The organism is Halobacterium noricense (assembly GCF_021233435.1).
Taxonomy (GTDB): Archaea; Halobacteriota; Halobacteria; order Halobacteriales; family Halobacteriaceae; genus Halobacterium; species Halobacterium noricense.
Genome location: NZ_CP089468.1, coordinates 2,394,300 through 2,418,351 on the forward strand (window position 1 = coordinate 2,394,300; position 24,052 = coordinate 2,418,351).

25 protein-coding genes are annotated in these 24,052 nt (G+C 68.3%); 14 read left to right on the forward strand and 11 right to left on the reverse strand.

Annotated features, from left to right (window positions below; translation table 11 throughout):
* Positions 1–46: 46 nt before the first annotated feature.
* The 3 genes from LT974_RS12805 to LT974_RS12815 are packed head-to-tail and all read right to left on the reverse strand — an operon-like array spanning position 47 to position 2,947.
* Positions 47–859 (reverse strand): ABC transporter permease, encoded by an 813-nt coding sequence (locus LT974_RS12805; RefSeq protein WP_232588027.1) that lies wholly within the window; start codon positions 857–859, stop codon positions 47–49.
* The gene (locus LT974_RS12810; RefSeq protein ID WP_232588028.1) at positions 859–1,791 is read right to left on the reverse strand and encodes an ABC transporter permease; all 933 of its coding nucleotides are present in this window, start codon (positions 1,789–1,791) and stop codon (positions 859–861) included. The genes LT974_RS12805 and LT974_RS12810 overlap by 1 nt, the downstream gene beginning before the upstream one ends.
* A 1-nt stretch (position 1,792) precedes the next feature.
* Complete coding sequence (locus tag LT974_RS12815) at positions 1,793–2,947, reverse strand: ABC transporter substrate-binding protein (RefSeq protein WP_232588029.1); 1,155 nt, start codon at positions 2,945–2,947, stop codon at positions 1,793–1,795.
* 214 nt (positions 2,948–3,161) lie between these two features.
* Here LT974_RS12815 and LT974_RS12820 point away from each other — a divergent pair, with 214 nt between their 5' ends.
* On the forward strand, positions 3,162–4,262 hold the full coding sequence (locus LT974_RS12820; RefSeq protein ID WP_232588030.1) for an ABC transporter ATP-binding protein: 1,101 nt from the start codon (positions 3,162–3,164) through the stop codon (positions 4,260–4,262).
* 204 nt (positions 4,263–4,466) lie between these two features.
* Here the strand turns inward: LT974_RS12820 and LT974_RS12825 are convergent, their stop codons facing one another.
* Positions 4,467–5,399, reverse strand: a complete 933-nt coding sequence (locus LT974_RS12825) for an isoaspartyl peptidase/L-asparaginase (RefSeq protein ID WP_232588031.1) — start codon at positions 5,397–5,399, stop codon at positions 4,467–4,469.
* Positions 5,400–5,551: 152 nt separating this feature from the next.
* Here LT974_RS12825 and icd point away from each other — a divergent pair, with 152 nt between their 5' ends.
* Both icd and LT974_RS12835 read left to right on the forward strand, forming a co-directional pair.
* Positions 5,552–6,811 (forward strand): isocitrate dehydrogenase (NADP(+)), encoded by a 1,260-nt coding sequence (icd, locus tag LT974_RS12830; protein WP_232588032.1) that lies wholly within the window; start codon positions 5,552–5,554, stop codon positions 6,809–6,811.
* 149 nt (positions 6,812–6,960) lie between these two features.
* Complete coding sequence (locus LT974_RS12835) at positions 6,961–7,248, forward strand: SUI1 family translation initiation factor (RefSeq protein ID WP_232588033.1); 288 nt, start codon at positions 6,961–6,963, stop codon at positions 7,246–7,248.
* A gap of 4 nt (positions 7,249–7,252) precedes the next feature.
* On the opposite strand, the gene LT974_RS12840 is transcribed toward LT974_RS12835, so the two are convergent.
* Positions 7,253–7,600, reverse strand: coding sequence for a hypothetical protein (locus tag LT974_RS12840; protein WP_232588034.1), 348 nt, complete (start codon positions 7,598–7,600; stop codon positions 7,253–7,255).
* A gap of 106 nt (positions 7,601–7,706) precedes the next feature.
* Between LT974_RS12840 and LT974_RS12845 the strand changes: the two genes are divergently transcribed.
* Together LT974_RS12845 and LT974_RS12850 are read left to right on the forward strand one after the other, a co-directional pair.
* Entirely contained in the window at positions 7,707–8,231 is a 525-nt protein-coding gene (locus LT974_RS12845) for a DUF5817 domain-containing protein (RefSeq protein WP_232588035.1), read from the forward strand.
* 46 nt (positions 8,232–8,277) lie between these two features.
* Entirely contained in the window at positions 8,278–8,619 is a 342-nt protein-coding gene (locus tag LT974_RS12850; protein WP_232588036.1) for a hypothetical protein, read from the forward strand.
* On the opposite strand, the gene LT974_RS17785 is transcribed toward LT974_RS12850, so the two are convergent.
* Together LT974_RS17785 and hmgA are read right to left on the reverse strand one after the other, a co-directional pair.
* A complete protein-coding gene (locus LT974_RS17785) occupies positions 8,616–8,750 on the reverse strand; it encodes a hypothetical protein (RefSeq protein ID WP_269785400.1) in 135 nt (44 codons plus the stop codon). The two genes, LT974_RS12850 and LT974_RS17785, sit on opposite strands and share 4 nt — an antisense overlap.
* Positions 8,751–8,819: 69 nt before the next feature.
* A complete protein-coding gene (hmgA, locus tag LT974_RS12855) occupies positions 8,820–10,079 on the reverse strand; it encodes a hydroxymethylglutaryl-CoA reductase (NADPH) (RefSeq protein WP_232588037.1) in 1,260 nt (419 codons plus the stop codon).
* A gap of 109 nt (positions 10,080–10,188) precedes the next feature.
* On the opposite strand from hmgA, the gene LT974_RS12860 reads away from it, so the two are divergent.
* Together LT974_RS12860 and LT974_RS12865 are read left to right on the forward strand one after the other, a co-directional pair.
* Positions 10,189–10,530 carry a thiamine-binding protein gene (locus LT974_RS12860; RefSeq protein ID WP_232588038.1) on the forward strand — a complete coding sequence of 114 codons (342 nt, stop codon included), beginning with the start codon at positions 10,189–10,191 and terminating at the stop codon, positions 10,528–10,530.
* Positions 10,527–11,681, forward strand: a complete 1,155-nt coding sequence (locus LT974_RS12865) for a thiamine ABC transporter substrate-binding protein (RefSeq protein WP_232588039.1) — start codon at positions 10,527–10,529, stop codon at positions 11,679–11,681. Before LT974_RS12860 ends, LT974_RS12865 begins: the two co-directional genes overlap by 4 nt.
* A 298-nt stretch (positions 11,682–11,979) precedes the next feature.
* Here the strand turns inward: LT974_RS12865 and LT974_RS12870 are convergent, their stop codons facing one another.
* Complete coding sequence (locus LT974_RS12870; protein ID WP_232588040.1) at positions 11,980–12,621, reverse strand: hypothetical protein; 642 nt, start codon at positions 12,619–12,621, stop codon at positions 11,980–11,982.
* A 155-nt stretch (positions 12,622–12,776) separates the two neighbouring features.
* Here LT974_RS12870 and LT974_RS12875 point away from each other — a divergent pair, with 155 nt between their 5' ends.
* From LT974_RS12875 to nadC, 4 genes are all read left to right on the forward strand, one after another.
* Positions 12,777–14,294 carry an amidohydrolase gene (locus tag LT974_RS12875; RefSeq protein WP_232588041.1) on the forward strand — a complete coding sequence of 506 codons (1,518 nt, stop codon included), beginning with the start codon at positions 12,777–12,779 and terminating at the stop codon, positions 14,292–14,294.
* Between the two features lie 202 nt (positions 14,295–14,496).
* Entirely contained in the window at positions 14,497–15,621 is a 1,125-nt protein-coding gene (gene nadA, locus LT974_RS12880) for a quinolinate synthase NadA (protein WP_232590263.1), read from the forward strand.
* 2 nt (positions 15,622–15,623) lie between these two features.
* Positions 15,624–17,162, forward strand: coding sequence for an L-aspartate oxidase (locus LT974_RS12885; protein ID WP_232588042.1), 1,539 nt, complete (start codon positions 15,624–15,626; stop codon positions 17,160–17,162).
* A complete protein-coding gene (gene nadC / locus LT974_RS12890) occupies positions 17,149–17,958 on the forward strand; it encodes a carboxylating nicotinate-nucleotide diphosphorylase (RefSeq protein WP_232588043.1) in 810 nt (269 codons plus the stop codon). The genes LT974_RS12885 and nadC overlap by 14 nt, the downstream gene beginning before the upstream one ends.
* On the opposite strand, the gene gpmI is transcribed toward nadC, so the two are convergent.
* On the reverse strand, positions 17,959–19,539 hold the full coding sequence (gene gpmI / locus LT974_RS12895; RefSeq protein ID WP_232588044.1) for a 2,3-bisphosphoglycerate-independent phosphoglycerate mutase: 1,581 nt from the start codon (positions 19,537–19,539) through the stop codon (positions 17,959–17,961).
* Positions 19,540–19,591: 52 nt separating this feature from the next.
* Positions 19,592–19,855, reverse strand: coding sequence for a hypothetical protein (locus tag LT974_RS12900; RefSeq protein ID WP_232588045.1), 264 nt, complete (start codon positions 19,853–19,855; stop codon positions 19,592–19,594).
* Positions 19,856–20,015: 160 nt separating this feature from the next.
* Here LT974_RS12900 and LT974_RS12905 point away from each other — a divergent pair, with 160 nt between their 5' ends.
* From LT974_RS12905 to LT974_RS12915, 3 genes are read left to right on the forward strand one after another with little or no spacing between them, the layout of a single operon-like run.
* Positions 20,016–21,266 (forward strand): DNA double-strand break repair nuclease NurA, encoded by a 1,251-nt coding sequence (locus tag LT974_RS12905; protein WP_232588046.1) that lies wholly within the window; start codon positions 20,016–20,018, stop codon positions 21,264–21,266.
* A 60-nt stretch (positions 21,267–21,326) separates the two neighbouring features.
* Positions 21,327–22,085, forward strand: coding sequence for an ABC transporter ATP-binding protein (locus LT974_RS12910; protein ID WP_232588047.1), 759 nt, complete (start codon positions 21,327–21,329; stop codon positions 22,083–22,085).
* Between the two features lies 1 nt (position 22,086).
* On the forward strand, positions 22,087–23,694 hold the full coding sequence (locus LT974_RS12915) for a hypothetical protein (protein ID WP_232588048.1): 1,608 nt from the start codon (positions 22,087–22,089) through the stop codon (positions 23,692–23,694).
* Here LT974_RS12915 and LT974_RS12920 read toward each other — a convergent pair.
* Entirely contained in the window at positions 23,691–24,032 is a 342-nt protein-coding gene (locus LT974_RS12920; protein ID WP_232588049.1) for a DUF7113 family protein, read from the reverse strand. The two genes, LT974_RS12915 and LT974_RS12920, sit on opposite strands and share 4 nt — an antisense overlap.
* Positions 24,033–24,052: the final 20 nt, after the last annotated feature.

Sequence of the window (24,052 nt, forward strand, 5' to 3'; positions counted from 1 at the left end):
GACGTCGCCGCGGAACGCGTCCGAGGAGGCGCTCTCGGGGAAGCTCCTACTCGCCGGCTGTGACGGCGCCGACGACGTTGCCGACGTTCATCGCGACGGCGAGCACCACCGCGAGCACGAGGAGGACGAGTGTCGCGATGACGTTGAGCCGCGGCGCCGTGCCGTACGCGAGCATCGCGTACATCGTCGTGGTGAGGACGTCCGTCGTCCCGGAGACGAAGTACGCGCGCACGAACTCCTCGAAGGAGCGAATCCACGCGAACAGGAACCCGGCGGCGATGGCGGGTGCGACCGCGGGCAGCGTCACGTCGCGGAACGCCTCGATGGGGGATGCGCCGAGGTCACGGGCGGCTTCTTCGAGGCTCTCGTCGAAGGCGGTGAGCCGCGCGGAGACGAGTAGCACGACGAACGGCAGCCCGTAGACGGCGTGCGTGAGTACGGTCGGAACGAACCCGGGAGTCAGGTCCAGGATGGTCCGGAGGTAGATGAGCAGGCCGATGCCGAGCACGACGCCCGGCACCACCATCGGCAGGATGACGGCGACCCGGAACGCGCCCGACAGCGGGAAGTCGTAGCGCACGAGCGCGACGCTCCCGGGGACGCCAACCGCGGTCGCGGCGGCGGCCGCCAGCGTCGCGATGCTGAAGCTGTTGGCGACGCTGCGGAGCAGGTCCTCGTCGGCGAGCGTCGCCCGGTAGTGCGCGAGCGTGAGCCCCTCGAAGGGGAACAGCGTCGACGCGTTCTCGGCGACCGAGAGCGCGACGATGAACACCAGCGGCACCCAGAGGAATGCGAGCACGACCGCGGTCCACCCGGTGAGCGCCTGGGAGAGCAGGCGGCCGCGAGTAGTCGCCGCCATCACTGCGCACCGCCGGCAGAGGCGCCGAGCCGCGCGTACCGCACGGCGACGGCGAAGGCGATGGCGACGAGCACGACCACGAACGTCGCGGCCGCGCTCGCGCTGGCGATGTTGTACGACTCCACTCGTCCGGCGATGAGCTGCCCGACCATTAGCACGGTCGACCCGCTGAGGAACTGCGGCGCGACGAACGCGCCGAACGACGGCACGAACACGAACAGCGACCCGGCGACGACGTTCGGCAGCGTGAGCGGCCAGATTACGTCACGGAACACCGCGACGCGCGAGGCGCCGAGGTCGCGAGCGGCCTCCACGAGGTCGAAGTCCACGGCGTCGATGCCGGCGTACAGCGTCAGCAGCATGTACGGGAACTGGGCGTGTGCGAGCCCGACGACGATGGCGGGGACGCCGAAGTCGAACGCGCCGACCGGGCCGAGGCCGAGCAGCGCCGCGAGGTCGTTGAGCACCCCGCCCTCCCCGAACAGCAGGTACCACGAGTAGAGGCGCACGAGGTACATCGTGAAGAACGGCAGCAGTACGAGGAACACGACGATTCGGCGGCCGCGCTCGCGGCGGGCGAGCGCGTACGCGACCGGGAACGCCGCTACCAGACAGACCAGCGTCGTCGCGGCCGCGACGCCGATAGAGAGCGTCAGCGACTGGAAGAACGGCGTCGTCCAGAACGGCGTGCCGTCGAACAGCGCGGCGTAGTTCGCCGCCGACGGCTCCCAGATTATCTCGTAGGCGTCGCCGACGCGGGCGAACGACAGCGCGACCATGAACGACAGCGGCGCGAGCAACAGCGCCGCAAGCAGGCCGCCGCTGGGTGCCAACAGCGCCGCGAGCCGCGCCCGCCGCGACCCGAACGCGCGCCGGAGTGCGCCGCTCTCCGCGGCTCCCGCTCCGTTCGCGTCGGCGTCGGCGCCCGCCATCTCAGGCCGTCTTCACTTCCTCCCACACCGACCGCCAGGCGTCCTCGTCGTCGACGGCCTTGAACGGAATCATGCCGTCGAGGCGGCCGGGGTCGATGGAGCCGTAGAGTTCGTTGCGGCGCTCCGAAAGGTGTTCGGAGGTCTGGGGGTTAACGCTGGGCGCGTGCCCCTCGCGGGCGAGCGTCGCGCCGCTCTCGGGCGCGATGTACTCGTCGACGACCTGCCACGCGAGGTCGGAGTGGTCGGTTTGCTTGGAGACGACGGCCGCCTCGAACCACGACATCGACCCCTCTTTCGGCGTCGCCATCTTCACCCAGTCGTTGCCGTCTATCCACATGTTGGTGAGGTTCATGCGGCCGGAGTGGCCGACGTGGAAGTCGCCCTTCTTGATGCCCTTCACGAACGACGCGTCGCCAGCGATGTAGCTGGAGAGCAGCGACTGCTTCTGGTCGACGAGCACCGACTTCACTTCCTCCAGCTGGGACTCCGAGAGCGTGATGCGGTCGCCCTCGAAGGCGTCGTGGAATCCGAGGTGGAGCGCCGCGGCGGTCATCGCCTTGAAGTGGTTGTCGTAGAGCGCGACCTTCCCGCTCAGGTCGACGCCCTCGACGCCCTCGAAGAGCACGCTCCAGGACTCCTCGTGCTCGGGGACGTCCCGGGAGTCGTACCCGTATCCGTAGAATCCGAAGCGAATCGGCACGCCGTACGGTGTGCCGCCGGCCGACAACTGACCGTTCGTGAACTCCTTGAACTTCTCGTAGAGGTTCGGATAGTTTTCGAGGTCGTCGAGCGGCGCCGGCTCGACGAGCCCGGCCTCCGCGAACCGCGGAACGTAGTTGTTGTTCGGGACGGCGATATCGTACTGTTCGTCCTGGCCGGACTGCCATCCGGAGAACATGTCCGCCGAGGATGTCGACTTCGTGATTTCGATGTTCACGTCGACGGCCGACTCGACGGCCTCCACGACGTCGTCGCGGGCGTAGTGCTCCCACGTGATGACGTTGAGTGTCGGTGTGTCCGACCCGCCACCGATGCAACCCGCGAGCGCCGTCGTCGTCGTCGCCGCGCCCGCTGCCGCGAGGAACGACCGACGGTTCACCGTGCCGCGGCCGGCGCCGTCCGGAGCGCCGCTCGCGGTGTCGTCGTGCGTGGTCATTATACTGCCGCACAGTAATTTCGCCCAGCGAATAAGGGGGCGAATACACGCAACACGTGTGGACACTCGTGACGGAGCCAACAGCCGGTATCGGGAATTCGAGCCCTCGAAACTCCTTCTACCGGCACAACCCGCCAGTGCGTAGCGTTACAGAAAGCGGCAATATAGGCGGACGGCAACGGGCGCATACGCGGCTACTTGTTAGCGCGAGCCGATGGACGCAGGTGCAGACGGACGCAGCGTCGCGGCCGACAGCGACGTTCTCGTCGAACTCGACGGCGTGCGGAAGACCTACGGGGAGACAACGGCCGTCGAGGACGTGACGCTGCGCGTCGAGCGCGGCGAGTTCTTCACGCTCGTCGGGCCGTCGGGCTGCGGGAAGACGACGACGCTGCGGCTCGTCAGCGGGTTCGAATCGCCGACAAACGGCGCCGTCCGTATCGACGGCCACGATGCCACCGGCGTCCCGCCGGAGCGCCGCGACACGAACCTCGTCTTTCAGCACCACGCCCTGTTCCCGCACATGACCGTCGCCGAGAACGTCGGCTACGGCCTCCGCAAGGACGACAGCGTCTCCGGCGACGAGCACGACCGCCGCGTCGCCGAGATGCTCGAACTCGTCGACCTCGACGGGTTCGGCGACCGGTCGCCGCCGGACCTCTCCGGCGGCCAGCAACAACGCGTCGCGCTCGCCCGTGCACTCGTCAACGAGCCCGCCGTGCTGTTGCTCGACGAGCCGCTGGCGAGCCTCGACCGCAAACTCCGCAAGGAGATGCAGTCGGAGCTACGCCACCTGAACGGCGCCGTCGACGGCTCGTTCTTCTACGTCACCCACGACCAGGAGCTCGCGATGGCGACCTCTGACCGCATCGGTGTGATGCGCGACGGCGAAATCGTGCAGGTCGGGACGCCCGAAGACGTCTACCGGAACCCCGCGTCCCCGTTCGTCGCCGAGTTCGTCGGCGACACCAACCTGCTCGACGGCCGCGTCGAAACCGCGGACGGCACGCCGACGCTGACCGTCGGCGACTGGCTCTCAGCCCCCGTCGAGACGGACGCCACCGGCGACGTCACCGCGTCGATTCGCCCCGAGATGCTCCAGCGCGTCGACGACCCGACCGCCGCCGGCGCGTTCCCCGCCGACGTCCGCGAACGTACGTTCCAGGGCGAATCGGTCCGCTACCACCTCGCCCCCACCGAAGCAGGGGGCGACGTCGAACTCCTCGCGTCAGTCCACGACCCCAGCATGCCACTGTCCACGGGGGACCAGGCGACGTTTGCGGTCACCGGCGACCCCGTCGTCTTCGACGACTGACGGCTCGCTGGCGCTGGTATAGTACTCGACGCGTCTCCCTACGGTCTCTCATTCCGCGGCAGTTCATTACGCTCACTTCCCCACCGTTCGCGGGTCACGCCGTTCGCCGTAACGTGGTTCGGAGCGAGCGGCAGCGAGCGAGAACCACGCTGCTCGCGGGTCGCTTCGCTCCCCGCTCGCGATAACGAGGGTCTTCGCTGACGCTCAGACCCTCGCTGTCTGCATCTGCTCGGAGTTGAACGCCTCCCCGACCGTCCCGTCGCTCCCGAGCACGATGACGCCCGCCGACGACCCCGTGAGTTCGCCGAACTCGGCGATGGCGCGGTCGGCCGCTTCCTGCGCGTCCAACCCGGATTCGAGGTGGCGGACGGCGCGCCGCGTCAGCGTCGCCTTGGCGATGTCCTCGCCCGCACCCGTCGCGGAGGCAGCGCCCGCGGGCGCGGCGTAGAACCCCGAACCGATTTGCGGAACGTCGCCGACACGGCCCGCGAGTGCGAGCCAGCGCCCGCCCGTCGACGTCGCCGCAGCGAGGTTGTCACCGTCGAATGCGACCGCGCCGACGGTGTCGTGGTCCTTCTGGTCGCGCCCCTCGGGGTCCTTGCTCGCGGCGCTACCGCTCGCTCGTTCCGTGGCCTCACTCCGTTCGGCCACGCGCTCCCCAAATTTGTCCTGAATCCAGTCGAGGTGGTCGAGCGGGCTTCCATCGGGGTGGTCGTCGAGGTCGTCCCAGCGCTGTTGGGTGTCGTCGCTCCAGAGGTCGCACTCCACGTCGACGCCGACGTCGGCGGCGAAATCGACGGCATGGACGCCGTTCAGGAGGACGTGGGGTGTGTCCTCCATCACGGCGCGTGCGACCGAGATAGCGGCCTCGACGCCGGGCATCGACGCCGCCGCGCCCGCCCCCCTATCGCTGGTCATCACACCCGCGTCCGTGCGAATCACGCCGTCGGACTGGACCGCGCCGCCCGTACCGGCGTTGAACCGGGTGTCGGCTTCGAGGATGCGAATCGCGGCTTCGACCGCGTCAACGGGGTCGTCCTCGCTCGCGCCCGCGTCGACCGCCTCGTCGAGTGTCGCCTGGCGCGGCACCGGTTCGTCCACGCTCGTGCCCGCGCCGCCGTGTACGATGACCTGCATACGGCGACCTGTCTGGCCCGGACGCTTAGTGTGTGCGGATTCGGGCGGCGTACCGCGGGAGAGCGACGGTTCCGCGCGCGCTACGTCACGTGTTGACGTGCCTGCGCGAAACAGCAGTCCTTTTAGGCGCATCGGGTGACGTTGATACGATTATGAGCTACGAGAACGTCGACATCCCCGAGAGCGGGGAGAAGATTACCTACGACGAGGACGCCGACGAAATCCAGGTTCCGGACAACCCGATCATCCCCATCATCTTCGGGGACGGCATCGGGAACGACGTCGCCCCCGCCGCACAGAACGTACTCGACGCCGCCGCCGAAGCGACCGGCCGCAACATCGAGTGGGCGCGCGTCCTCGCCGGCGAATCCGCACGCGAGGAGTACGACGAGAACCTCCCCGAGGAGACCGTCGAGGCCATCCGCGACCACCGCGTCGCCATCAAGGGCCCGCTGACGACCCCCGTCGGTGCCGGCTTCCGCAGCCTCAACGTCGCGCTCCGCAAGAAACTCGACCTCTACGCGAACGTCCGCCCCACCTACTACCTCGACGGCGTCCCCTCCCCCGTCAAGAACCCCGAGGCGATGGACATGGTGAACTTCCGGGAGAACACCGAGGACGTCTACGCCGGCATCGAATGGGAGGCCGGCACCGACGACGTCGAGGCGGCCCGCGACTTCGTCGAGGACGAGATGGGTGTTGATGATGTGATTCACGACGGCCCGGTTGGAATCGGCATCAAGCCCATCTCGGAGTTCGGCACGAAGCGCCTCGTTCGCCGTGCCATCGAGTACGCCATCGAAAACGACCGTGACTCGGTGACGCTCATCCACAAGGGCAACATCATGAAGTTCACCGAGGGCGCGTTCCGCGACTGGGGCTACGAGGTCGCCGCCGAGGACTTCCCCGAGGAAACCATCGATGAGGACACCCTCTGGGAGGAGTACGACGGCGACGCCCCCGAGGACACGGTCGTCGTCAAGGACCGCATCGCGGACAACATGCTCCAGCAGCTCCTGACGCGCACGGACAACTACGACGTCCTCGCGATGCCGAACCTCAACGGCGACTACCTCAGCGACGCCGCGGGCGCCCAGATCGGCGGCCTCGGCATCGCGCCCGGCGCGAACTTCGGCGACGGCCGCGTGCTCGCCGAACCCGTCCACGGCTCCGCGCCCAAGCACGCCGGCAAGGACAAGGCGAACCCGACTGCGCTGATTCTCTCCGGCAAACTCATGCTTGAGTCCATCGGCTGGGACGACGCCGCCGACCTCGTCCACGAAGCCGTCGAGAACCAGATTAGCGAGCACCGCGTCACCTACGACCTCGAACGCCAGGTCGAAGGCGGCGTCAAGCTCTCCACCTCCGAGTACGCCCAGGAAGTCGTCGAACGCATCAAAGCTCTCGCCTAAGACGAGGTCTTCGAACCCTCGGCTCGCACCGAGGACGTCGAGGACATCGCGTAACTCGCACCCCCACGTTCCGTTCTTCTTTCGACGCGCTACCGGCCAGCGACGCGTCGGCGACAACGCATATGCGTCTCGATAGCGTACTTCGAAACGTGCCAGAGGACAACGACTTCGGCGGCATCGACGTACCGGGGATGGAAGACATCGCGCGGGCCGAGCAGGAGCTGTCGGTCCACGTCGAGCGCCGCACGTACGACAAGCCCGTCACGGTCGTCGAGGGGTTCGACCCGGAGGTCACCGACGTCGGCGACGTGGCGACGACGCTGAAGAAGCGCCTCGGCGCGGGCGGCACGGCCAAAGAGACCAGCGTCGAGGTGCAGGGCGACCACGAGGACCGCGTGAAGGACGTCCTCGAAGAAGAAGGCTTCAACGTCGAGTAACGGGTCAGTCCGCGAGCGGGTTCGCGGGCACGCCGACCTGCTCGTGGCGTCGATAGACGTAGGCGGCGGCGACCAGTGGCGCGACGAGCGGGACGGCCATCAGGAAGTACAGGACCGAGGGCGTCCACGCTCCCGTGGCGGCGAGGTACTGTTTGTCGAAGTAGAGGAACGCCGGCGAGCACAGCGCGAGCAGGAAGCCGAGTGCGACGACGGCGAACACCGGGAGCATCGCGAACGGGTCCGGCGGGAGGACGACGCTGAGCGCGAGCGTGACGGGGAACGTCGCCGCGAGGAGCGCAATCGGCACCCACCAGCGGTCGCTGCGTCCCGTGTCGGCGGGTGAGTCGGTCACAACGGAGACGACGACACGGGCCGGTATCAATATTGGCCACGTTCGCGCCGGCAGCGACCGCGCGCGGACGGGACGTTTATGGGCGAAGCCGCCCGAATCTGGGACGATGACGTACGCGGTCGTCGGCTGCACGGACTGTGGCGCGCTGTGGGTCGTGGAGGGACGCCCCGACACCTCGGGGTGTCCGCGCTGCGAGCGACGCCACCAGTTCTCGAAGCTCCGGAAGTTCGTCCAGACCGACGACGAGGACCACGCCCGCGAGGTGCGGGCGTCGATGCTCGCGAACCGCGCGGGCCACGGCGACGCGTTCGCGGAACTGGACGACTTCACGACGCTCGGCGACTTCGCGGAAGACGCGGGGATGAGCGACGAGGAATTCCTCGATTCGGCTGGCGTCGACGTCGAGGCGGTGTCGGCCGTCGAGGAGCACGTCGAGCAGTCCGGGCGCAGCCTCGGGAAGCGCGAGGCCGTGCGGACGGCGCTGCGCGAACTCGACGAGCCCACGGAAGCCGAGGTGAAGGCGTTCGCGGCGGAGCACGGCGTCGATGGGGACTACGTCGAGCGCGCGCTCGACAAACTGCGGCGTGCCGGCGACGTCACCGAGTCCGGCGATGGCTACCGGTTACTGTAGCCGGCGACCCACACGTTCTTGCCGGTGGCTGTGCGACGTTCCGACGATGGACGGACGGCTGGCGCGAGTCTGGCAGGTCGTCGTCGGTGTGACGCTCGTGAGCGCAGCGGTCGTGGTCGTGCTGGCGAGCACGGACCCGTCGTGGCCGGTGCCTGGGGTGTCGACGCTGGCGGCGCTGGCTGGCGTGTTTGTGGCCGGGTTCACGCTCGCCGCAATCCTGCGCGTGCTCGCCGGCGAACACGACTACGGCGTCGGGAACCTGCTCGCAGTCGTCGGCTGGCTCCTCCTCCTCGTCGGCGAGCTGCTGGAGAGCGAGGCCGCGACCGTCGGCGGGATTGCGGTCGTGTTGGCGGCGGGCGCGTACCTCGTCTGGCTGGCGGTCGATTAGAGCGGGCCGCTGGGGAGCGCGCGCAGCAGCGTCAAGGAGAGCACGAGCACCGTGAGCAGGAGCTTCAGCACCCGGAGCACGCGCACCGCCCACGACCGGTCCTCCGGCTCGTCGCCCGAGTGTGCGTTCATATCCCAGTACAGGGCGTGGGGTGAAATAACTCCGTGTCTGCCGCACGGTGAAACTGAAAGTACTCCGGGTTAGCGGCCGAGTTCCGCGTGCGCCGAGGAGAGGTGGCGGGACGCGAGTGCGGCGAGCAGGCTGAGTTCGCCGGCGAGCGCACCCGCAGCGATGATTTCCGCGAGCGCGTCGGCGTTCGCGCCGGCCGGGTCGCCGCCCCCGCGCACGCCGAGGACGTCCAGCGCCTCGCGCTGCGTGGGGAGTTTGGTGCCGCCGCCGACGGTGCCGACTTCGAGGCTCGCGAGGTTCACCGAGGCGTAGAGTTCACCGGCAGACGAATCTGCCGAGCCCGCACTCGCTTCGCTCGCGCGGACATCTCCCCTGGCTTCGACGGTCGTGATGGCGTTCGAGCCCTCGACGACCTGTGCGGCGTCCTGCCCGGTCGCGAGGAAGACGGCGGCGACGGTGTTCGCGGCGTGCGCGTTGAACCCGAAGCTGCCGGCCTTCGCGGAGCCGATCAGGTTCTTGCGCGTGTTCGCTTCCTCGATGGCCTCGGGGGTGGTGTCGAAGCGCTCCTCGACGACGTCCCGGGGGATGGTGACGTCCGCGGTGACGGTGCGGCCGCGGCCCTCGACGGCGTTGATGGCGGCGGGTTTCTTGTCCGCGCAGAGGTTCCCGGAGAGCGCGACGAGTTCCGCGGGCGTCTCCGCCTCCACCACGTCGGCGGCGGCTTCGGTGGCGATGGTGGCCATGTTCATCCCCATCGCGTCCTTCGTGTCGTAGGCGAACCGGAGGAAGACGCTGTCGCCGACGACGTACGGCGTGACCTCCGTGAGTTCGCCGTGGCTCGTGGTGCTCTCGGCGACCTCGCGGAGCGCGTCGAAGTTGTCCTCGACCCACTCCGCAACCTCCGCGCCCTCGGTGACGTCCGCGACGCGGAAGACGGGTGCGCGCGTCATCCCAACTTTCGTCACCCGGGCGTTCGCGCCGCCCGCCGCCGTAATCGCCGAGCAGCCGCGGTTGACGGAGGCGACGAGCGCGCCCTCCGTCGTCGCCAGCGGGAGGTAGAACTCGTCGTCCGCAGCCCCGCCGTTGACCGCGATGGGGCCGGCGACGCCGAGCGGGAGCTGGGTGCCGCCCGCGAGGTTCTCGATGTTCGGGCCGACCTCGTCGGCGTCGAACGCGAACGCGCCCGTGGCGTCGAGACTGGCGTCGGTCTCGCGTTCGAGGAGTTCGCGGCGCGCGGCCGCCGCGGTGTCGGCATCGGCGTGGCCTTCGAGTTCGTAGAGCCGGAGGTCGCCGTCCTGCACGCGGTCGGCGAGGTCGCTGGCGTCGGTCATACCGGGGCGTCGTCGGCGCGACGCCCTGAAGGTTGCCCTTTCACGCGCGACGGCCGACTCCTCGTGGTAAATAGTGGGTTATATCACTCCGTAATCCAGAGTCGCGGGTATGACAGTCACCGCGATGCTGTCGGTCGCACCGCTGGACAGTCCCGACGTGGATTTCGACGCGGAGATAGCGAAGGCCATCGACGCGCTCGACGACTACGACGTGCGCTACGAGACCCACCCCATGGAGACCACCATCGAGGCCGACAGCCTCGACGAGGTGTTCGCCGCGGCGCAGGGCGCAACCGAGGCCGTGGACGCGAGCCGCGTCAGCACGAAGCTCAAAATCGACCACTTCCGTGAGGAGGACCTCGCCGTCGAGGAGAAAGTCGACCGCGTGGAGAACCACCTCGGTCGCACGGCCGCCAGCGACGACGCGCGCAACGGAGGGAACGAGCAGTGAGCCGGGAGAGCGGCGAGCGTTCGTCGTCGCGCCGGGCGTTCGTCGCAGCAGTCGGAAGCACGACTGCGCTCGGCCTCGCGGGCTGCATCGGGTCCACGGACACGAGCGAGACGACCACGACCACCGGAGGAACGACCACGACCACCGGCGGGACGACCGCGACAACGTCGGGCGAGCCGCAGTCGCTGAGGGTCGGGACGACGCAGGCGTACGTCGACGCGGTGTCCACGAGCGCCGGCGATTGGGTGAAGGCGACGTTCGAGTCGGAGTACGACGTGGACTTCGAGTGGGTCGTCCGCGAGAACGAGCTCAACGACTTCATCCAGCGCAAACAGCAGGGCGCCGCCCTCGGCGCGGACGGCTACGTCGGCGTCACGCCGACGGGGCTGGTGCGCGCGGACCGCAACCTCGACGAGTCGCTGTTCGCGGCGTTCGACACCTCGCGCATCTCGAACAGCGACGACGTCGTGGACGCCTACCGGTTCGACCCCCAGCAGCGCGTGCTCCCGACGGGGTCGTCGTACGTCTGCATCGTCTACGACGAGAACGAGGTGGACGCGCCCGAGACCCTCGACGACCTCACGAAGGACGCGTGGGCGGACAGCCTCATTCTCGCCAACCCCCAGGACACGGTGACGGGGCTGAGCTTCCTGCTGTGGACGGTCAAGGAGTACGGACCGGACGGCTACCTCGACTACTGGGACCGCCTCGTGGACAACGGCCTCCAGACTTCGGGGTCGTGGAACGCCGCCTACACCGCGTACTCCAACCAGGAGGCGTCGATGGTCGTCTCCTACAGCACCGACCAGGTGTACGCCTCCCAGAGCGAGGACACGGACATGGCGCGCCACCAGATTGCGTTCCCGAACGACCAGGGGTACGCGTACGTCTCCGGCGTCGCGCAGTTCGCGGACAGCGACAACGACGACCTCCTGCACACGTTCGCGGACTTCATGCTGGAGGCCGAGACCCAGCGCGAGGTCGCGGTGAAGAACGTCGGCATCCCCACGGTCTCGGACGCCAGCCTTCCCGAGGAGATGCAGCAGTACGCGCACGTTCCCGAGAACAAACTCCAGTACGGCTACGAGACGCTTCGGGACAACGCCGACGAGTGGCGCGAGGACGTGTCGCGTCGCATCGCCACGCAGTAAGCTGCTCGAAGCGCTTCTGGCCCGGCAGGACAGCAACTCTGCTATTCAGTACGGTAGAAAACGTCGAGAATTGGGAGTGGAGTTACTCTCGGCCGCGGATACGGCGAACCGCGACACGGATGCTGTCAATAGGGCCGAGATTGGGGGAGTTCGACATCGTCACTCCCCAATCCGACTCCTTACGCGACGTTTCACGCGGCTTCTCGCGTGATTTCTGGTCACTCGGAGTCATGGCTCAGTTAGACGTAAGTTGCCGCTCACAATTAAGTTTTGGCTAGTACGCTGATAGTGCCTGCAGTCAGTAGCCGTTGTCCCCATACATAACTCGGGTGAACACTTCGTCAGAGTTGAACAGTAGTCCGATAATTGCTATCCCCGAGAGCAGTTCTACAGCGAATACTAGAATGGACAGCTGCGAGCCCCGGATTTCGAGGAGGCCGACCGAGAACCCCCCGACGAAGTAGATAATTCCCGAGATTGCGAAGGTAATCGCCCACGTCAGTGCGTAGGCGTTGAATCGATGCACGACTGTGTTGCGTTGAATCCAGATTCCGTATGATTCGGACAGCTCCTCTAAGAACTCCACACGACTCAGCCGGCCAGTTTTCCCTACAGCAGTCGGGTCGATACCCACCTCAACGTTAGAGGACGTATACGCCATACTCGCGATGACCGAGGAGACTAACATCAGGAGAATTCCGGCACCGATGTGGAGATTGAAGAATCCATTCACGGGGATTCGGTCTGCCTGAACGGTGATCGAAAGCCCGCTGGCGAGAACACCGAGCGTAAGGATGTTTACTCGAAGGAGTTTGACCGCCTTGTCGTCCTCACCCTGGATTCTGGACACCTGTTTGTCCATCGTGTGGCGTGCTTCCAGACAGGCGGATCGGAGGTTCTCCGCGTAGGCCTCGCTGTCGTCGTCAGGCCCAGAGCTCATGCTTTCTGTGTTATATTCGGGGCATAAAAATTTGGCTCTAGGGGATCGAATAATTACACGCTCCCACGAGGCAGTGCACTGGATTCTCCAACGATAGTACAGCCGCGGCGACCGCTTCCCGAACGTCTAAGCGGCCGGCCGCCCGCCTTCGAGACATGACTGCGGCAGCCGACCTCGTGTTGCGAAACGGCGAGGTCCACACGCTCGGCGGCGCCGAGGAGACCTACGACGCGCTGGCGGTCCGGGACGGGCGCGTCGTCCAGCTCGCCAACGACTACGACGTCGAGTTCCTCGTCGGGACCGGTACCGAGGTACTCGACGTCGACGGCGGCGTCGTCCTCCCCGGATTCGTGGACGCGCACACGCACATGGAGACGGTCGGCCAGTACGGCGTCCACGCGGACCTCCGCGGCGCGAGCGGCCCCGAGGAAATCACGGAACGCCTGCAGGAGCGAGCAGCGGAGACGGACGAGGAGTGGGTTCTGGGCTACGGCTACGACGAGTCCGCGTGGGACGCCGACGACCTCCACCAGTCCGACCTCGACGCCGTCAGCGACGAGCGACCGGTCGCGGCCATCCGCGAGGACATGCACACCGCGACCGTGAACGCCGTCGCGCTCGACGCGTACGGCGAGGAGATGCCCGACGGGGACGTGCTCGGCGACGGCCGCATCGTCGAGGACGCCGTCGAAGTCGTCTACGAGGCGACCGAACCCGACCCCGAGGAGACCGAGTCGCTGCTGCGCGCGGCCCAGCGAGAAGCCAACGAGAAGGGCGTGACGTGCGTCCACGACATGGTGCGCCAGTCGCACTCGCCGCGGGCGTTCCGCGAACTGGACCTCGCCGACGAACTGACCGTCCGCGTGCGGCTGAACTACTGGAGCGACCACCTCGACGCCCTCCTCGAAACCGGCCTGCGGACGAACCACGGCTCCGGGATGGTCGAGGTTGGGGGCGTGAAGACGTACACGGACGGCAGTCTGGGCGGCCACACCGCGAAGCTCTCCGAGCCGTACGCGGACGCCCCGGATGAAGCCGGACAGTGGGTCGTCGACCCCGGCGATTTGCGGGAGTTCGTGGCGCGCGCGGACGACGCCGGCCTTCAGGTGACCGCGCACGCCATCGGCGACGAGGCAATCGACGCCGTGCTCGACGCCTACGAGGCGTGCGCGGATGCAGGGGAGAGCCGCCACCGCATCGAGCACGCCGAACTCGCCAGCGACGACGTAATCGAGCGCATGAGCGAGTTGGGCGTGGTGGCGTCGATGCAGCCGAACTTCCTGAAGTGGGCCGGCAGCGAGGGGCTCTACGAGGACCGCCTCGGCACGGAGCGCCGCGAGGCGAGCAACCGCTTCCCCGCCTATCGAGACTCGGATGTGCCGCTCGCGTTCGGTAGCGACTGCATGCCGCTGGACCCGCTGCTCGGCGTCCACTACGCCGTGAATCCGCCGACGGAGCCACAGGCGCTGTCAGTGACGGACGCGCTGCGCGCGTACACCGCGGGCGGCGCGTACGCCGGCTTCCGCGAGGACGAAATGGGGACAATCGAGGTGGGCGCATTCGCCGACTTCGTCGTGCTCGACGAGTCGCCGTGGAAACAGCCCGAGGCAATTCGGGACATCGACGTACAGGCGACCGTCGTGGACGGTGACGTCGTCTATCGCACGGACTGACGAATCCGCCTGTTCTGCAGATTGTTTCTTCGGAGTGTAATTCAACTCTCCATTCACCCGTCTATCCGCCTTCACTCGGAGTTTTGCCGATTTATTTTGTTTCAGGCTATAGTATTCTACTGGAGGCGATTATTGAAGAGAAAATATTTTCAAAGAAGGCGTTCGATGGCTATCGATACACCGGTGATCACACGTGCCAAATATGGACACTGCGGCGTTCGAGACGGACCTGAGCCTGTTCAAGTACGACAACCTGGAGCAACTCCCGGCCGAGTACCGGGCCCTCGACGCCGAGGAGCGCACGGAGCGCATCGAGGCGGCGAGAGAGGAACTCGGTGACGACGTGGTCGTGTTGGGTCACAACTACCAGCGTCGGGAAATCATCGAGCACGCGGACTTCATCGGGGACTCCTACCAGTTGTCGAAGGAGGCCGCGAACGCCGACGCCGACTACGTCGTCTTCGGCGGCGTGACGTTCATGGCCGAGTCGGCGGACGTCATCACTGACGACGACCAATCGGTCATCCTGCCGTCGATGGAGGCCTCGTGCCCGATGGCCGGGATGGCCGAAGCGCTCCAAGTCGACGCGGCGTGGGCCGACATCACCGCGGCAGCGCCCGACGAGGACGTCGTCCCCATCACGTACATGAACTCTTACGCCGACCTGAAGGCGTTCTGCGCCGAACAGGGCGGTCTCGTCTGCACGTCCTCGAACGCCCACCGCGCCTTCGAGTGGGCGCTCGAACGCGGCGACAAGGTGTTGTTCCTGCCGGACAAGCACCTCGGGGAGAACACCGCCCACCGCCTCGGCATAGCGGACGCGACGGTCGAGTGGGACCCGTGGGACCCCGACGGCAAGGACGCCGACGAGGTGGCGGACGCCGACGTCGTGCTCTGGGACGGCTACTGTCAGGTCCACGAGCGCTTCACGACGGACCACGTCGCGCAGGTGCGCGAGGACCACCCCGACGTGAACGTCGTCGTGCATCCCGAGTGCCGCCGCGAAGTCGTTGAAGCCGCGGACGTCGTCGGGTCCACGTCGACCATCACGCAGACTATCGAGGACGCCGACCCCGGGGAAACGTGGGCCATCGGCACCGAAATCCATCTTACGAACCACCTGCAGCGCTGGCACCCCGAGGTCGAGGTGGTGGCGCTCTGTGGGGACGCCTGCATGGACTGCAACGCGATGCGCCAAATCGACCCGAACTACCTCGCGTGGGTGCTCGAAGAACTGGTCGCGGGCCGCGAGCGCAACGTCGTCGAAGTCGCGCCCGAGGAGCAGGAACTCGCGCAGGTCGCCCTCGACCGCATGCTGGAGGTGTGACGATGGCCGACGAACACACCGCCGACGTGCTGGTCGTCGGCAGCGGCATCGCCGGGTGTGCCGCCGCGCTCGCCGCCGCGCGCGACGACGCTGACGTGTTAGTCGCGACGAAGGCCAGCAAGCCCGCCGACGCGAGTTCCGACTGGGCGCAGGGCGGCATCGCCACCACGCGGGGCGACCCAGCGAGCCTGAAAGCGGACGTCCTCGACGCCAGCGCCGCGACTGCCGACGAGGACGCGGTGGACGTGCTCGTCGAGAACGCCGCCGACGCCGTTCGGGACGTGCTCGTGGACACGCTCGACGTGCCGTTCGACGAGGCCGGCGACGACTACGACTTCGCGCAGGAGGCGGCGCACTCAGAGGAACGAATCCTGCACGTCGACGCGAACACTGGTCGGCACGTCCTGCGGCCGTTCCTCGCGCACCTCGACGATCACCCGAACGTGCGACTTCTCGAAGACACCGCCGCACTCGACTTGATTACTCACGAAGGCCGCGTGTACGGCGTGCTCCTCGACTCGTCGCAGGACGGCACCCCGGCGTTCGCGGGAGCGACGATTCTCGCGACGGGCGGCATCGGCGGCTGTTTCCGTCGCACGACTAACCCCGAGCACGCGACCGGCGACGGCGTCGCGATGGCCGCGCTCGCCGGCGCGGGCGTCGCGGACATGGAGTACGTCCAGTTCCACCCGACGGTCTACGACAGCGACGACCCGTTCCTGCTCTCGGAGGCAGTTCGTGGTGAGGGTGCCGTCCTGCGGAACGGCGACGTCTCCGAGCCCCGTGATTCGGTGGCTCGGGAAACGCAGTCTCCCGGCGGCGAGCGCTTCATGCCCGCGTACCACCCGGACGCCGAGCTCGCGCCGCGGGACGTCGTCGCGCGAGCCGTCGACACGGAACGCGAGGCGACGGGCGAGGTCACGCTGGACGTCTCGCCGCTGGAGTTCGAATCCGAGTTCCCGGGTCTCGCCGCAAAGTGCGAGGACCGCGGCGTCGACTGGGAGACTGGAATCCCCGTCGCGCCCGGCCAGCACTTCCTCTGTGGCGGCGTCGCCGTCGACCACGAGGGTCGTGCGAGCCTCGATCGCCTGTTCGCCGTCGGGGAGTGCGCGCGCACCGGCGTCCACGGCGCGAACCGCCTCGCCAGCACCAGCCTCCTCGAAGGACTTGTCTGGGGCTTGCGCGCGGGTGACGCGGCGGTCGGCCACGAAGCCGAGCGGGTGGAGACACCGGACCTACTGGACCGCGATCCCGACCTGTCGGCACGCTTCGCCGACGAGAAGTTCCACCGCTTGCGTCGCGTGATGGAGGAGTGCGTCGGCCTGCGCCGCGCGCCGAGTGACCTCCAGCGCGCCCAGAGCGTGCTCCGACGGCTGAAAGGAGAAGTCGACGCGTACGTTCGCACGCGCACGGCCCGCAGCCTCTACGAACTCCGGAACGCCGCCGTGACCGGGCTGCTGGTCGCGCGAGCGGCCGCCGAGAACGACCAGAGCGTGGGCTGTCACTACGTCGAGCGCGAGGGGAGTAATGCCAGTCACTGACGCCGTCGTCGAGCGGTGGCTGCGCGAGGACTTGGGCCACCACGACGTGACCAACGACGTGCCCGGCGAGACGGACGGTCGACTCGTCGCCAAGCAGTCAGGGGTCGTCGCGGGTCTCGACGCCGGAACGAGCGTCTTCGACTACCTCGGCTGTGACGCCGACGCGACCCGCGAGGACGGCGACCGCGTGGCCGCAGGCGACACCGTGTTGACCGTCGAGGGGCCCGCGAAGGCCGTACTGCGGGGCGAGCGTGTCGCGGTCAACGTCCTCGGCCACGCGTCCGGGGTCGCGACGAAGACGCGGCGCGCCGTCGACGCCGCACGCGAGGGGACCGAGGACGTGGCGATTGCGGCGACGCGGAAGACCACCCCGGGGTTGCGGGGCGTGGAGAAGCGCGCCGTCGTCGCGGGCGGCGGGGACACCCACCGCCTCGACCTCTCGCATATGGTGATGGTGAAGGACAACCACGTCGCGGAGATGGGACTCGAAGCCGCCGTCGCGCACTTCCGAGAACGCGCGTCGTTCGCCACCAAGATAGAAGTCGAAGCGGAGGACCCGGCGGATGCGGCCCGAGCGGCCGAGGCCGGTGCGGACGTCGTACTCTTGGACAACATGACTCCTGCGGAGACTCGGGAGGCCGTCGAAGCCCTCTCGGACGACGTGCTCGCGGAGGCCAGCGGTGGGATTACCGTCGAGGACGTGCCGGCGTACGCCGCGACGGGCGTCGACGTGATCTCGATGGGAGCGCTCACGCACTCCGCGCCCGCCCTCGACTACTCGTTCCGAACCGACTAATTAGTCGAGCAGCGACGTTCCGGTCATCGCCGTCGGTCGCTCCACGTCCAGCAGGTCGAGCAGCGTCGGCGCGACATCCCGGAGTGCGCCGCCCTCGCGGACGTCGCTGGCGTCCTCCTCGCTCTCCTCGGCGGGGCGGTGGACGAACGGGACGGGGTTGAACGTGTGTGCGGTGTGGGGGTCCTCGCGGGTGCCCATATCGTCGGCGTTGCCGTGGTCGGCGGTGACGCAGACGTCGGCGCCGGCGTCGCGGAGTGCGGGAACGAGGCGCGCGAGCTGGCTGTCGACGGTTTCGACGGCCTCGATGGCGGCCTCGTAGTCGCCGGTGTGGCCGACCATGTCGGGGTTCGCGTAGTTCAACACGAGCACGTCCGGGTCGTCGGATGCGAGCACGTCGAGCGCGACGTCAGTGACGTCCTCGGCGCTCATTTCGGGCGCGAGGTCGTACGTGGGGACGTCCGGGCTCTCGACGATTTCGCGGCGTTCGCCCGCGAACTCCACCTCGCGGCCGCCGTTCAGGAAGTACGTCACGTGAGGGTACTTCTCGGACTCGGCGACCCGCAGTTGGGTGAGGGAGTGCTCGGCGAGTACTTCGCCGAGCGTGTCCGCGGGGCGCTCGGACTCGAACGCGACCGGGAGGTCGAACGTCTCGTCGTACTCGGTCATCGTCGCCACCGGCACCTCCGGTGGGTCCGTCGAGACGCCTTCTTCCTCCCAGTCGTCGGGGCGGATGTCCGCGAGCATGCGGACGAGTTGGCGCGCGCGGTCCGCGCGGAAGTTGCAGAACACGACGGCGTCGCCCTCGCTGAGTGCGTCCCCGCCCCTCACGATGGTGGGTTCGACGAACTCGTCGGTGTCGCCGCGGTCGTAGCTCTCCTGGACTGCTTCGACCGCGGATTCGGCGCGGTGGTCGCCGTTCCGGTTGACGATGGCGTCGTACGCGCGCTTCGTGCGCTCCCAGTTCTGGTCGCGGTCCATCGCGTAGTACCGCCCGACGACGGTGGCGACGTCGCCGGTGTCGTACTCGTCGGTGACTTCTCGGAGGGTTTGGAGGTAGTTCTCGCCGCCGTGGGGTGCGGTGTCGCGGCCGTCCATGAACGCGTGCGTGGTCGCGGGGAGGTCGCGGCTGGCGGCGCATTCGAGGAGCGTGTGGAGGTGTTCGTGGTCAGAGTGGACGCCGCCGTCGCTGACGAGCCCCATGAAGTGGACGCGGCTGCCCGTGCGTTCGACGTGGTCGAGCGCGCCGCTGATGGCGTCGTTCTGGCAGAGCTCGCCGTCGGCGATGGCGTCGTTGATGCGGGTGTACTCCTGTCGAACGACGCGGCCGGAGCCGATGGTGAGGTGGCCGACCTCGCTGTTGCCCATCTGGCCGCGCGGGAGGCCGACCTCGCGGCCGTGCGTGGTGAGCGTACCGAAGCCGCCGCGGCGCGAGTACTCGTCGAAATTCGGCGTGTCCGCCGCCGCAACTGCGTTCAGTCGGTCCCGCGAGTCTTGCGAGTGGGACGTCGAGGCGGCTTCGCCGCCTCGGAAGTCGTGGTCGGCGAGCCCCCAGCCGTCGAGAATCACCAGCGCGGCCTGCATGTTCGGGGGTCCGCGGGCCGCCCGTATTTACGTGTCGTCTTCGGCCAGTGCGTCAGTCGCCGTCGGGCGCGCGGGCGTCCGCCGTCGCGTCGACGTCGAACTCGGCACCGCAATCCGCGCACGCCATGTGGCGACCGGGAACGGTGCGTTGGGCCGCGACGAGCCCGCACTCGGGGCAGACGCTGTACGGTCGCTCCTCGGCGGGTGCGCCGGGCTCTACGGCCATCCGAATCCACGCGTCTGGGTCGGCTTCGTCGTAGAGTTCCACGCCGTCGTCGGTGCGTCGCCAGTTGACCGTGGAGTCGCCCTGCGACATCTACCCCACCCTCTCTCCCGCGACCATTTAACTATTCTGACAAAAGTTAGCTCGCCCACGAGTAAACGCCGCCATCTGGTGGTTAGTGCGAGTGAAGAAATCGTCCCCCGGGGCCGCGCGAACGACTGCCTATTTGACCCTCCGCGCCCGAGGGACGGCCATGACCCTCGACCCCGTCCACTTCGACGGCATCGCGGAACTCGCGAGCCAGATTCGCCACGAGGTGGACGCCGAGGAGCACCGCGACGTCGCCGAGGAGACGTGGGCGAACTCCCTCGACCCGCTCTACGGCGACGACGGCCCCGTGCTGGAACCGCTCGCGGAACAGCGGCGCTCGGCCGCAGATGTCGAAGAGTTGGCGCTCCAGTCGTCGCCGTTCGACACCGCCCACGGCCTCGACTCTGGCACCATCAACCCGAAGACGTTCAAGAACGGGCTCGTGCTGGACCTCGCCCAGGCCGCGATGAGCGCGACGCCCAGCGACCTCGACCTCCACCGCTCGCGCACGGTCATCACGAGCGTCCACTCCAACGACGCCACCGTCCGCACAGATACGGACTGGCGCAAGTGGGACGAGGGGTACAGCCGCGGCCGCATCGTCCACACGACGCCGCTGGCCCGCGACCAAGAACGCGTAGTGCACGGCCTCGCGCTCTACCTCGCGGAGAGCCACCACGCCCTCGAACACGCCGACGATGTGGACGACCTCCTCCTGCTGGACGGTCCGGTCTACCCCAAGCAGCTCGTGAACTGGGCGGACCGCCACGCGAGCCTCGCGGACCTCGTCACCGAGAACGAGCTCGTCGGCGAGGTGCTGGAGAACTACGTCCGCCTCGTCGAGCGCTTCGCCGAGAAGGACGTGCCGCTGGCGGGCTTCGTGAAGAGTCCAGCGAGCCAGGCGCTCGTGCGCGCACTCCGCGACCGCGGCCGGCCGACGCCGTGGGCTAGCGACGCCGCGTTCTTCGGGCAGGTGCTCGAACGCCGCGAATTTATCGACGGCGACGACTACCACCGCATCACCGACGAACTGGCGTGGACGGGCTGGTTCACGTCCACCCTCGGCGCGGACGGCGTGTTCGCCGATTCCAGCGAACTCGGCGTCGAACGCGAACTCCCCGCGGAGTGCTACGAGGTCGCGTTCTTCGTCGTCTACGACCCGCGCACCGACCTCGTGCACAAGGTCGAACTGCCGCGCGCGTTCGCCGACAGCGAGGACTGCCGGGACGCCGTCGAGCGCTACGTCACCAGCCAGGTTGCCGCGGAAGCCGGGCCGCCCAAGCCCGTCGGGAAAGCCGACGAACTCGCGCGCATCGGCGCGACCGAGAAGGAGGAACTCGTCCGCAAGCTCGAGCGCTCCTTCGACAGCCGGCGCGACGAGAACTACGACGACCAGCGCTGGTCCGAGAGCTGATTGCGCGGCCCGCGAACCCGCGTCTACCTTTAAGTCGAACGAACCAGCAGTTCCGAGTGAATGACCGACCGCGCCATCGAGACGCGCAACCTCACGAAGCGGTACGGCGACGAGACCGCCGTCGAGGGGCTGGAACTCGCCATCCCCGCCGGCAGCGTCTACGGTTTCCTCGGCCCGAACGGTGCCGGGAAGACCACCACGATGCGGATGCTCACGACGCTCACGAAACCCAGCGACGGCACCGCGACGGTCGCGGGCGCGGACGTCACAAACCGCGATGCCGTCGTCTCGAACGTCGGCTACCTCTCCGAGGAGCCGCCGCTGCACGCCGAACTCACGGCCCGCGAGCAACTCCGGTACGTCGCCGGCCTCCGCGACCTCCCCGAGGCGGAGGCCGAGGCGCGCATCGACGACCTGCTCGGCCGCTTCTCGCTGGCCGGCGACGCCGACAAGCGCATCTCGGCGTACTCGAAGGGGATGAAACAGAAGGTCGGCATCATCCAGGCGATGCTCCACGACCCGGCCGTGCTCTTCCTCGACGAGCCGACGTCGGGGCTGGACCCCCGGGCCGCCCGCACCGTCCGCGACACCATCGCAGACCTCACCGAGGGCGACGCCACCGTCTTCCTCTCGACGCACATCCTCCCAGTCGTCGACGAGCTCGCGGACACCGTCGGCGTGCTCTACGACGGTCGCCTCGTCACCGAAGGGTCCCCGGAGCACCTCAAGACCCGCGCGGAAGCCGGCGACGAGCGCACGCTCGAAGACGTCTTCCTCGAAGTCACCGGCGGCATCGGTGACGCGGCCGAGGAGGCCTGAGATGCCCGCGTTCCCGGACCCGAACCACGCCGCCCGCATCGCCGTCAACGAGCTCCGCATCGCGTGGCGGACGCTCCGCGGGAAGAGCACCGCCCAACTCGCGTCCGTCGGCATCGTCGCCGTCTTCGGCGTCGCATTCACTGCGGCGGCCGCCTACGGCGCGTACCTGGGTGGCCGCGGCCTCGCAGAGAACCCTGGCGAACTGAGCCAGCTCGTCAGCCTCGTACCCGCCGGTCTCGCCACCATCACGCTGTTCATGGCGGCGTACCTGACCGTCGTCCAACTCGGCGACATCGACGTCCGCGACGGCTACCTCACCACGGTCCCCGCCCGCGACGTGGTCGGCGGCCTGCTGCTCGCGGGCTACGTGCGCGCTTCGGGCTTATTCGTCGCGCCGCTGCTGGTCGCCTCGGTCGCGTTCGCGGTCGGCGCGGGCTCCCCGGTGGCGTTCCCGCTCGCCGCGCTCGCCGTGCTCACGCTCACCGCGACCGCGTTCCTCGTCGGCTTCCCAATCGGTGTCGGCATCGCCTATCTCGCCAGCCGGTCGGCACTGGTCGCGCGGTTCAAGACGCTCATCGGCGCCGCCGCGTTCCTCGCGTACTTCGGACTCATCGTCTCCGGGACGTTCGACGAGGCTATCGACCCGATTATCGGCGTCGCGCAAGCCTCGCCCGTCTCGTGGTACGCCGACCTCGCTACGCTCGCGGTCGTCCCCTCCGCGAGCGCCGCGAAAGCCGGTGTCGTCCTCGCTGGCTCCATTCTCCTCGGCGCGGGCGGCGTGCTCGCGAGCGTCCGGCTCTCCGAGCGCCGCTGGTACACCGAGAGCGTCGAAGCCAGCGAACGCGAAACCGACTCCGTCTCCGGCGGCCGCCTCGATCGCCTCGTCGGGCGGCGGCCCGCGTGGGTCGCGCGGAAGAGTTGGCTACGCGCCCGCCGTGCCCCCATCAAACTCGTCTTCGTCGCCTACCCCGCGTTCCTGCTCGTGACGCCCGTGCAAGCGAGCGTCGAAGCCGGCCACGTCACCGCCTCGCTCCCGCCGTCGATTGCGCTGTACGGCGCGTGGATGACCGGCGCCGCGTTCACCCTCAACCCGCTCGGCGACGAGGGCGCAGTGCTCCCGGTCACCGCGATTTCGGGCGTCTCGGGTCGCGACTTCGTCGGCGGGCTCGTCGTTGCGAGCGCCGTCTTCGGCGTCCCGCTGACGGTCGCCGTCGCGGGTGGGCTCGCCGCCCTCAGTCCGCTTCCCCCGGTCGCGCTCGTATGTACGGTCGTCGCGGCCGCCGTCCTCCCGGTGCTTGCGGCTGCGCTCGCGGCTGGCGTGGGCACGACCTACCCAAAGTACGACGCCACCAGTATCAGCCGCAGCCGCGAGGTCGTCGTCCCCTCGATGTGGGCGTTCGGCGTCTACACGCTCGCGTTCCTGCTCACCGCCGGCATCGCCACCGCCGTTCAGGTCCCCGCGGCTGCCAGCGGGCTCGCAAACCTCCTCGGTGTCGCCGACGCCGCCGTCCACGTCGGCGCGCTCGCTGTCGGCGTGTTCCTCGCAGGAATCCTCGCGACCATCTCTGTCCGAATCGCGGTGCGCGCGTTCGACGACTACACCGCCTAGAGCTCGGCTTCGTGCTCGGGCTCGACCTCGATGTCGACGTCCGCGGGGTCGACGCCGATGCGCGCGAGCTGCGTGCGGACGTGCTCGCGGGCCGCGTCCAGCGCCTGCTCGCGCGTGTCGAACCCGCGCGGCATCGGTGATTCGAAGGCGACGTTGACGTCTCGCCCGCCGACCTCCTGGATGCTCCCGCCGCTCTCCACGGCGTAGAACTCGTCGCAGACCCAAACGTACGGCGCTGCCTCGTCGGGTGCGCCCTTGAACGACGGCGCTTCCTCGCCGCGCTCGTACAGCGTCCCCGTCAACGTCGTCCCGGCCGCCGAACCGCGCACCAGCAACATGCACGGCTGTACGGACGCGA

Excerpts from the sequence above, each read along its gene's own strand:
- LT974_RS12810 (WP_232588028.1), bottom strand. The coding sequence starts at position 1,791 with ATGGCGGGCGCCGACGCCGACGCGAACGGAGCGGGAGCCGCGGAGAGC.
- LT974_RS12915 (WP_232588048.1), top strand. The coding sequence starts at position 22,087 with ATGCCCGCGTTCCCGGACCCGAACCACGCCGCCCGCATCGCCGTCAAC.
- LT974_RS12845 (WP_232588035.1), top strand. The coding sequence starts at position 7,707 with ATGACGTACGCGGTCGTCGGCTGCACGGACTGTGGCGCGCTGTGGGTC.
- gpmI (WP_232588044.1), bottom strand. The coding sequence starts at position 19,539 with ATGCAGGCCGCGCTGGTGATTCTCGACGGCTGGGGGCTCGCCGACCAC.
- LT974_RS12820 (WP_232588030.1), top strand. The coding sequence starts at position 3,162 with ATGGACGCAGGTGCAGACGGACGCAGCGTCGCGGCCGACAGCGACGTT.
- LT974_RS12900 (WP_232588045.1), bottom strand. The coding sequence starts at position 19,855 with ATGTCGCAGGGCGACTCCACGGTCAACTGGCGACGCACCGACGACGGC.
- LT974_RS12920 (WP_232588049.1), bottom strand. The coding sequence starts at position 24,032 with ATGTTGCTGGTGCGCGGTTCGGCGGCCGGGACGACGTTGACGGGGACG.
- LT974_RS12870 (WP_232588040.1), bottom strand. The coding sequence starts at position 12,621 with ATGAGCTCTGGGCCTGACGACGACAGCGAGGCCTACGCGGAGAACCTC.
- LT974_RS17785 (WP_269785400.1), bottom strand. The coding sequence starts at position 8,750 with ATGAACGCACACTCGGGCGACGAGCCGGAGGACCGGTCGTGGGCGGTG.
- LT974_RS12905 (WP_232588046.1), top strand. The coding sequence starts at position 20,016 with ATGACCCTCGACCCCGTCCACTTCGACGGCATCGCGGAACTCGCGAGC.
- LT974_RS12885 (WP_232588042.1), top strand. The coding sequence starts at position 15,624 with ATGGCCGACGAACACACCGCCGACGTGCTGGTCGTCGGCAGCGGCATC.
- LT974_RS12850 (WP_232588036.1), top strand. The coding sequence starts at position 8,278 with ATGGACGGACGGCTGGCGCGAGTCTGGCAGGTCGTCGTCGGTGTGACG.
- nadA (WP_232590263.1), top strand. The coding sequence starts at position 14,497 with ATGGACACTGCGGCGTTCGAGACGGACCTGAGCCTGTTCAAGTACGAC.
- LT974_RS12805 (WP_232588027.1), bottom strand. The coding sequence starts at position 859 with ATGGCGGCGACTACTCGCGGCCGCCTGCTCTCCCAGGCGCTCACCGGG.
- LT974_RS12825 (WP_232588031.1), bottom strand. The coding sequence starts at position 5,399 with ATGCAGGTCATCGTACACGGCGGCGCGGGCACGAGCGTGGACGAACCG.
- LT974_RS12910 (WP_232588047.1), top strand. The coding sequence starts at position 21,327 with ATGACCGACCGCGCCATCGAGACGCGCAACCTCACGAAGCGGTACGGC.
- nadC (WP_232588043.1), top strand. The coding sequence starts at position 17,149 with ATGCCAGTCACTGACGCCGTCGTCGAGCGGTGGCTGCGCGAGGACTTG.
- LT974_RS12860 (WP_232588038.1), top strand. The coding sequence starts at position 10,189 with ATGACAGTCACCGCGATGCTGTCGGTCGCACCGCTGGACAGTCCCGAC.
- hmgA (WP_232588037.1), bottom strand. The coding sequence starts at position 10,079 with ATGACCGACGCCAGCGACCTCGCCGACCGCGTGCAGGACGGCGACCTC.
- LT974_RS12815 (WP_232588029.1), bottom strand. The coding sequence starts at position 2,947 with ATGACCACGCACGACGACACCGCGAGCGGCGCTCCGGACGGCGCCGGC.
- LT974_RS12875 (WP_232588041.1), top strand. The coding sequence starts at position 12,777 with ATGACTGCGGCAGCCGACCTCGTGTTGCGAAACGGCGAGGTCCACACG.
- icd (WP_232588032.1), top strand. The coding sequence starts at position 5,552 with ATGAGCTACGAGAACGTCGACATCCCCGAGAGCGGGGAGAAGATTACC.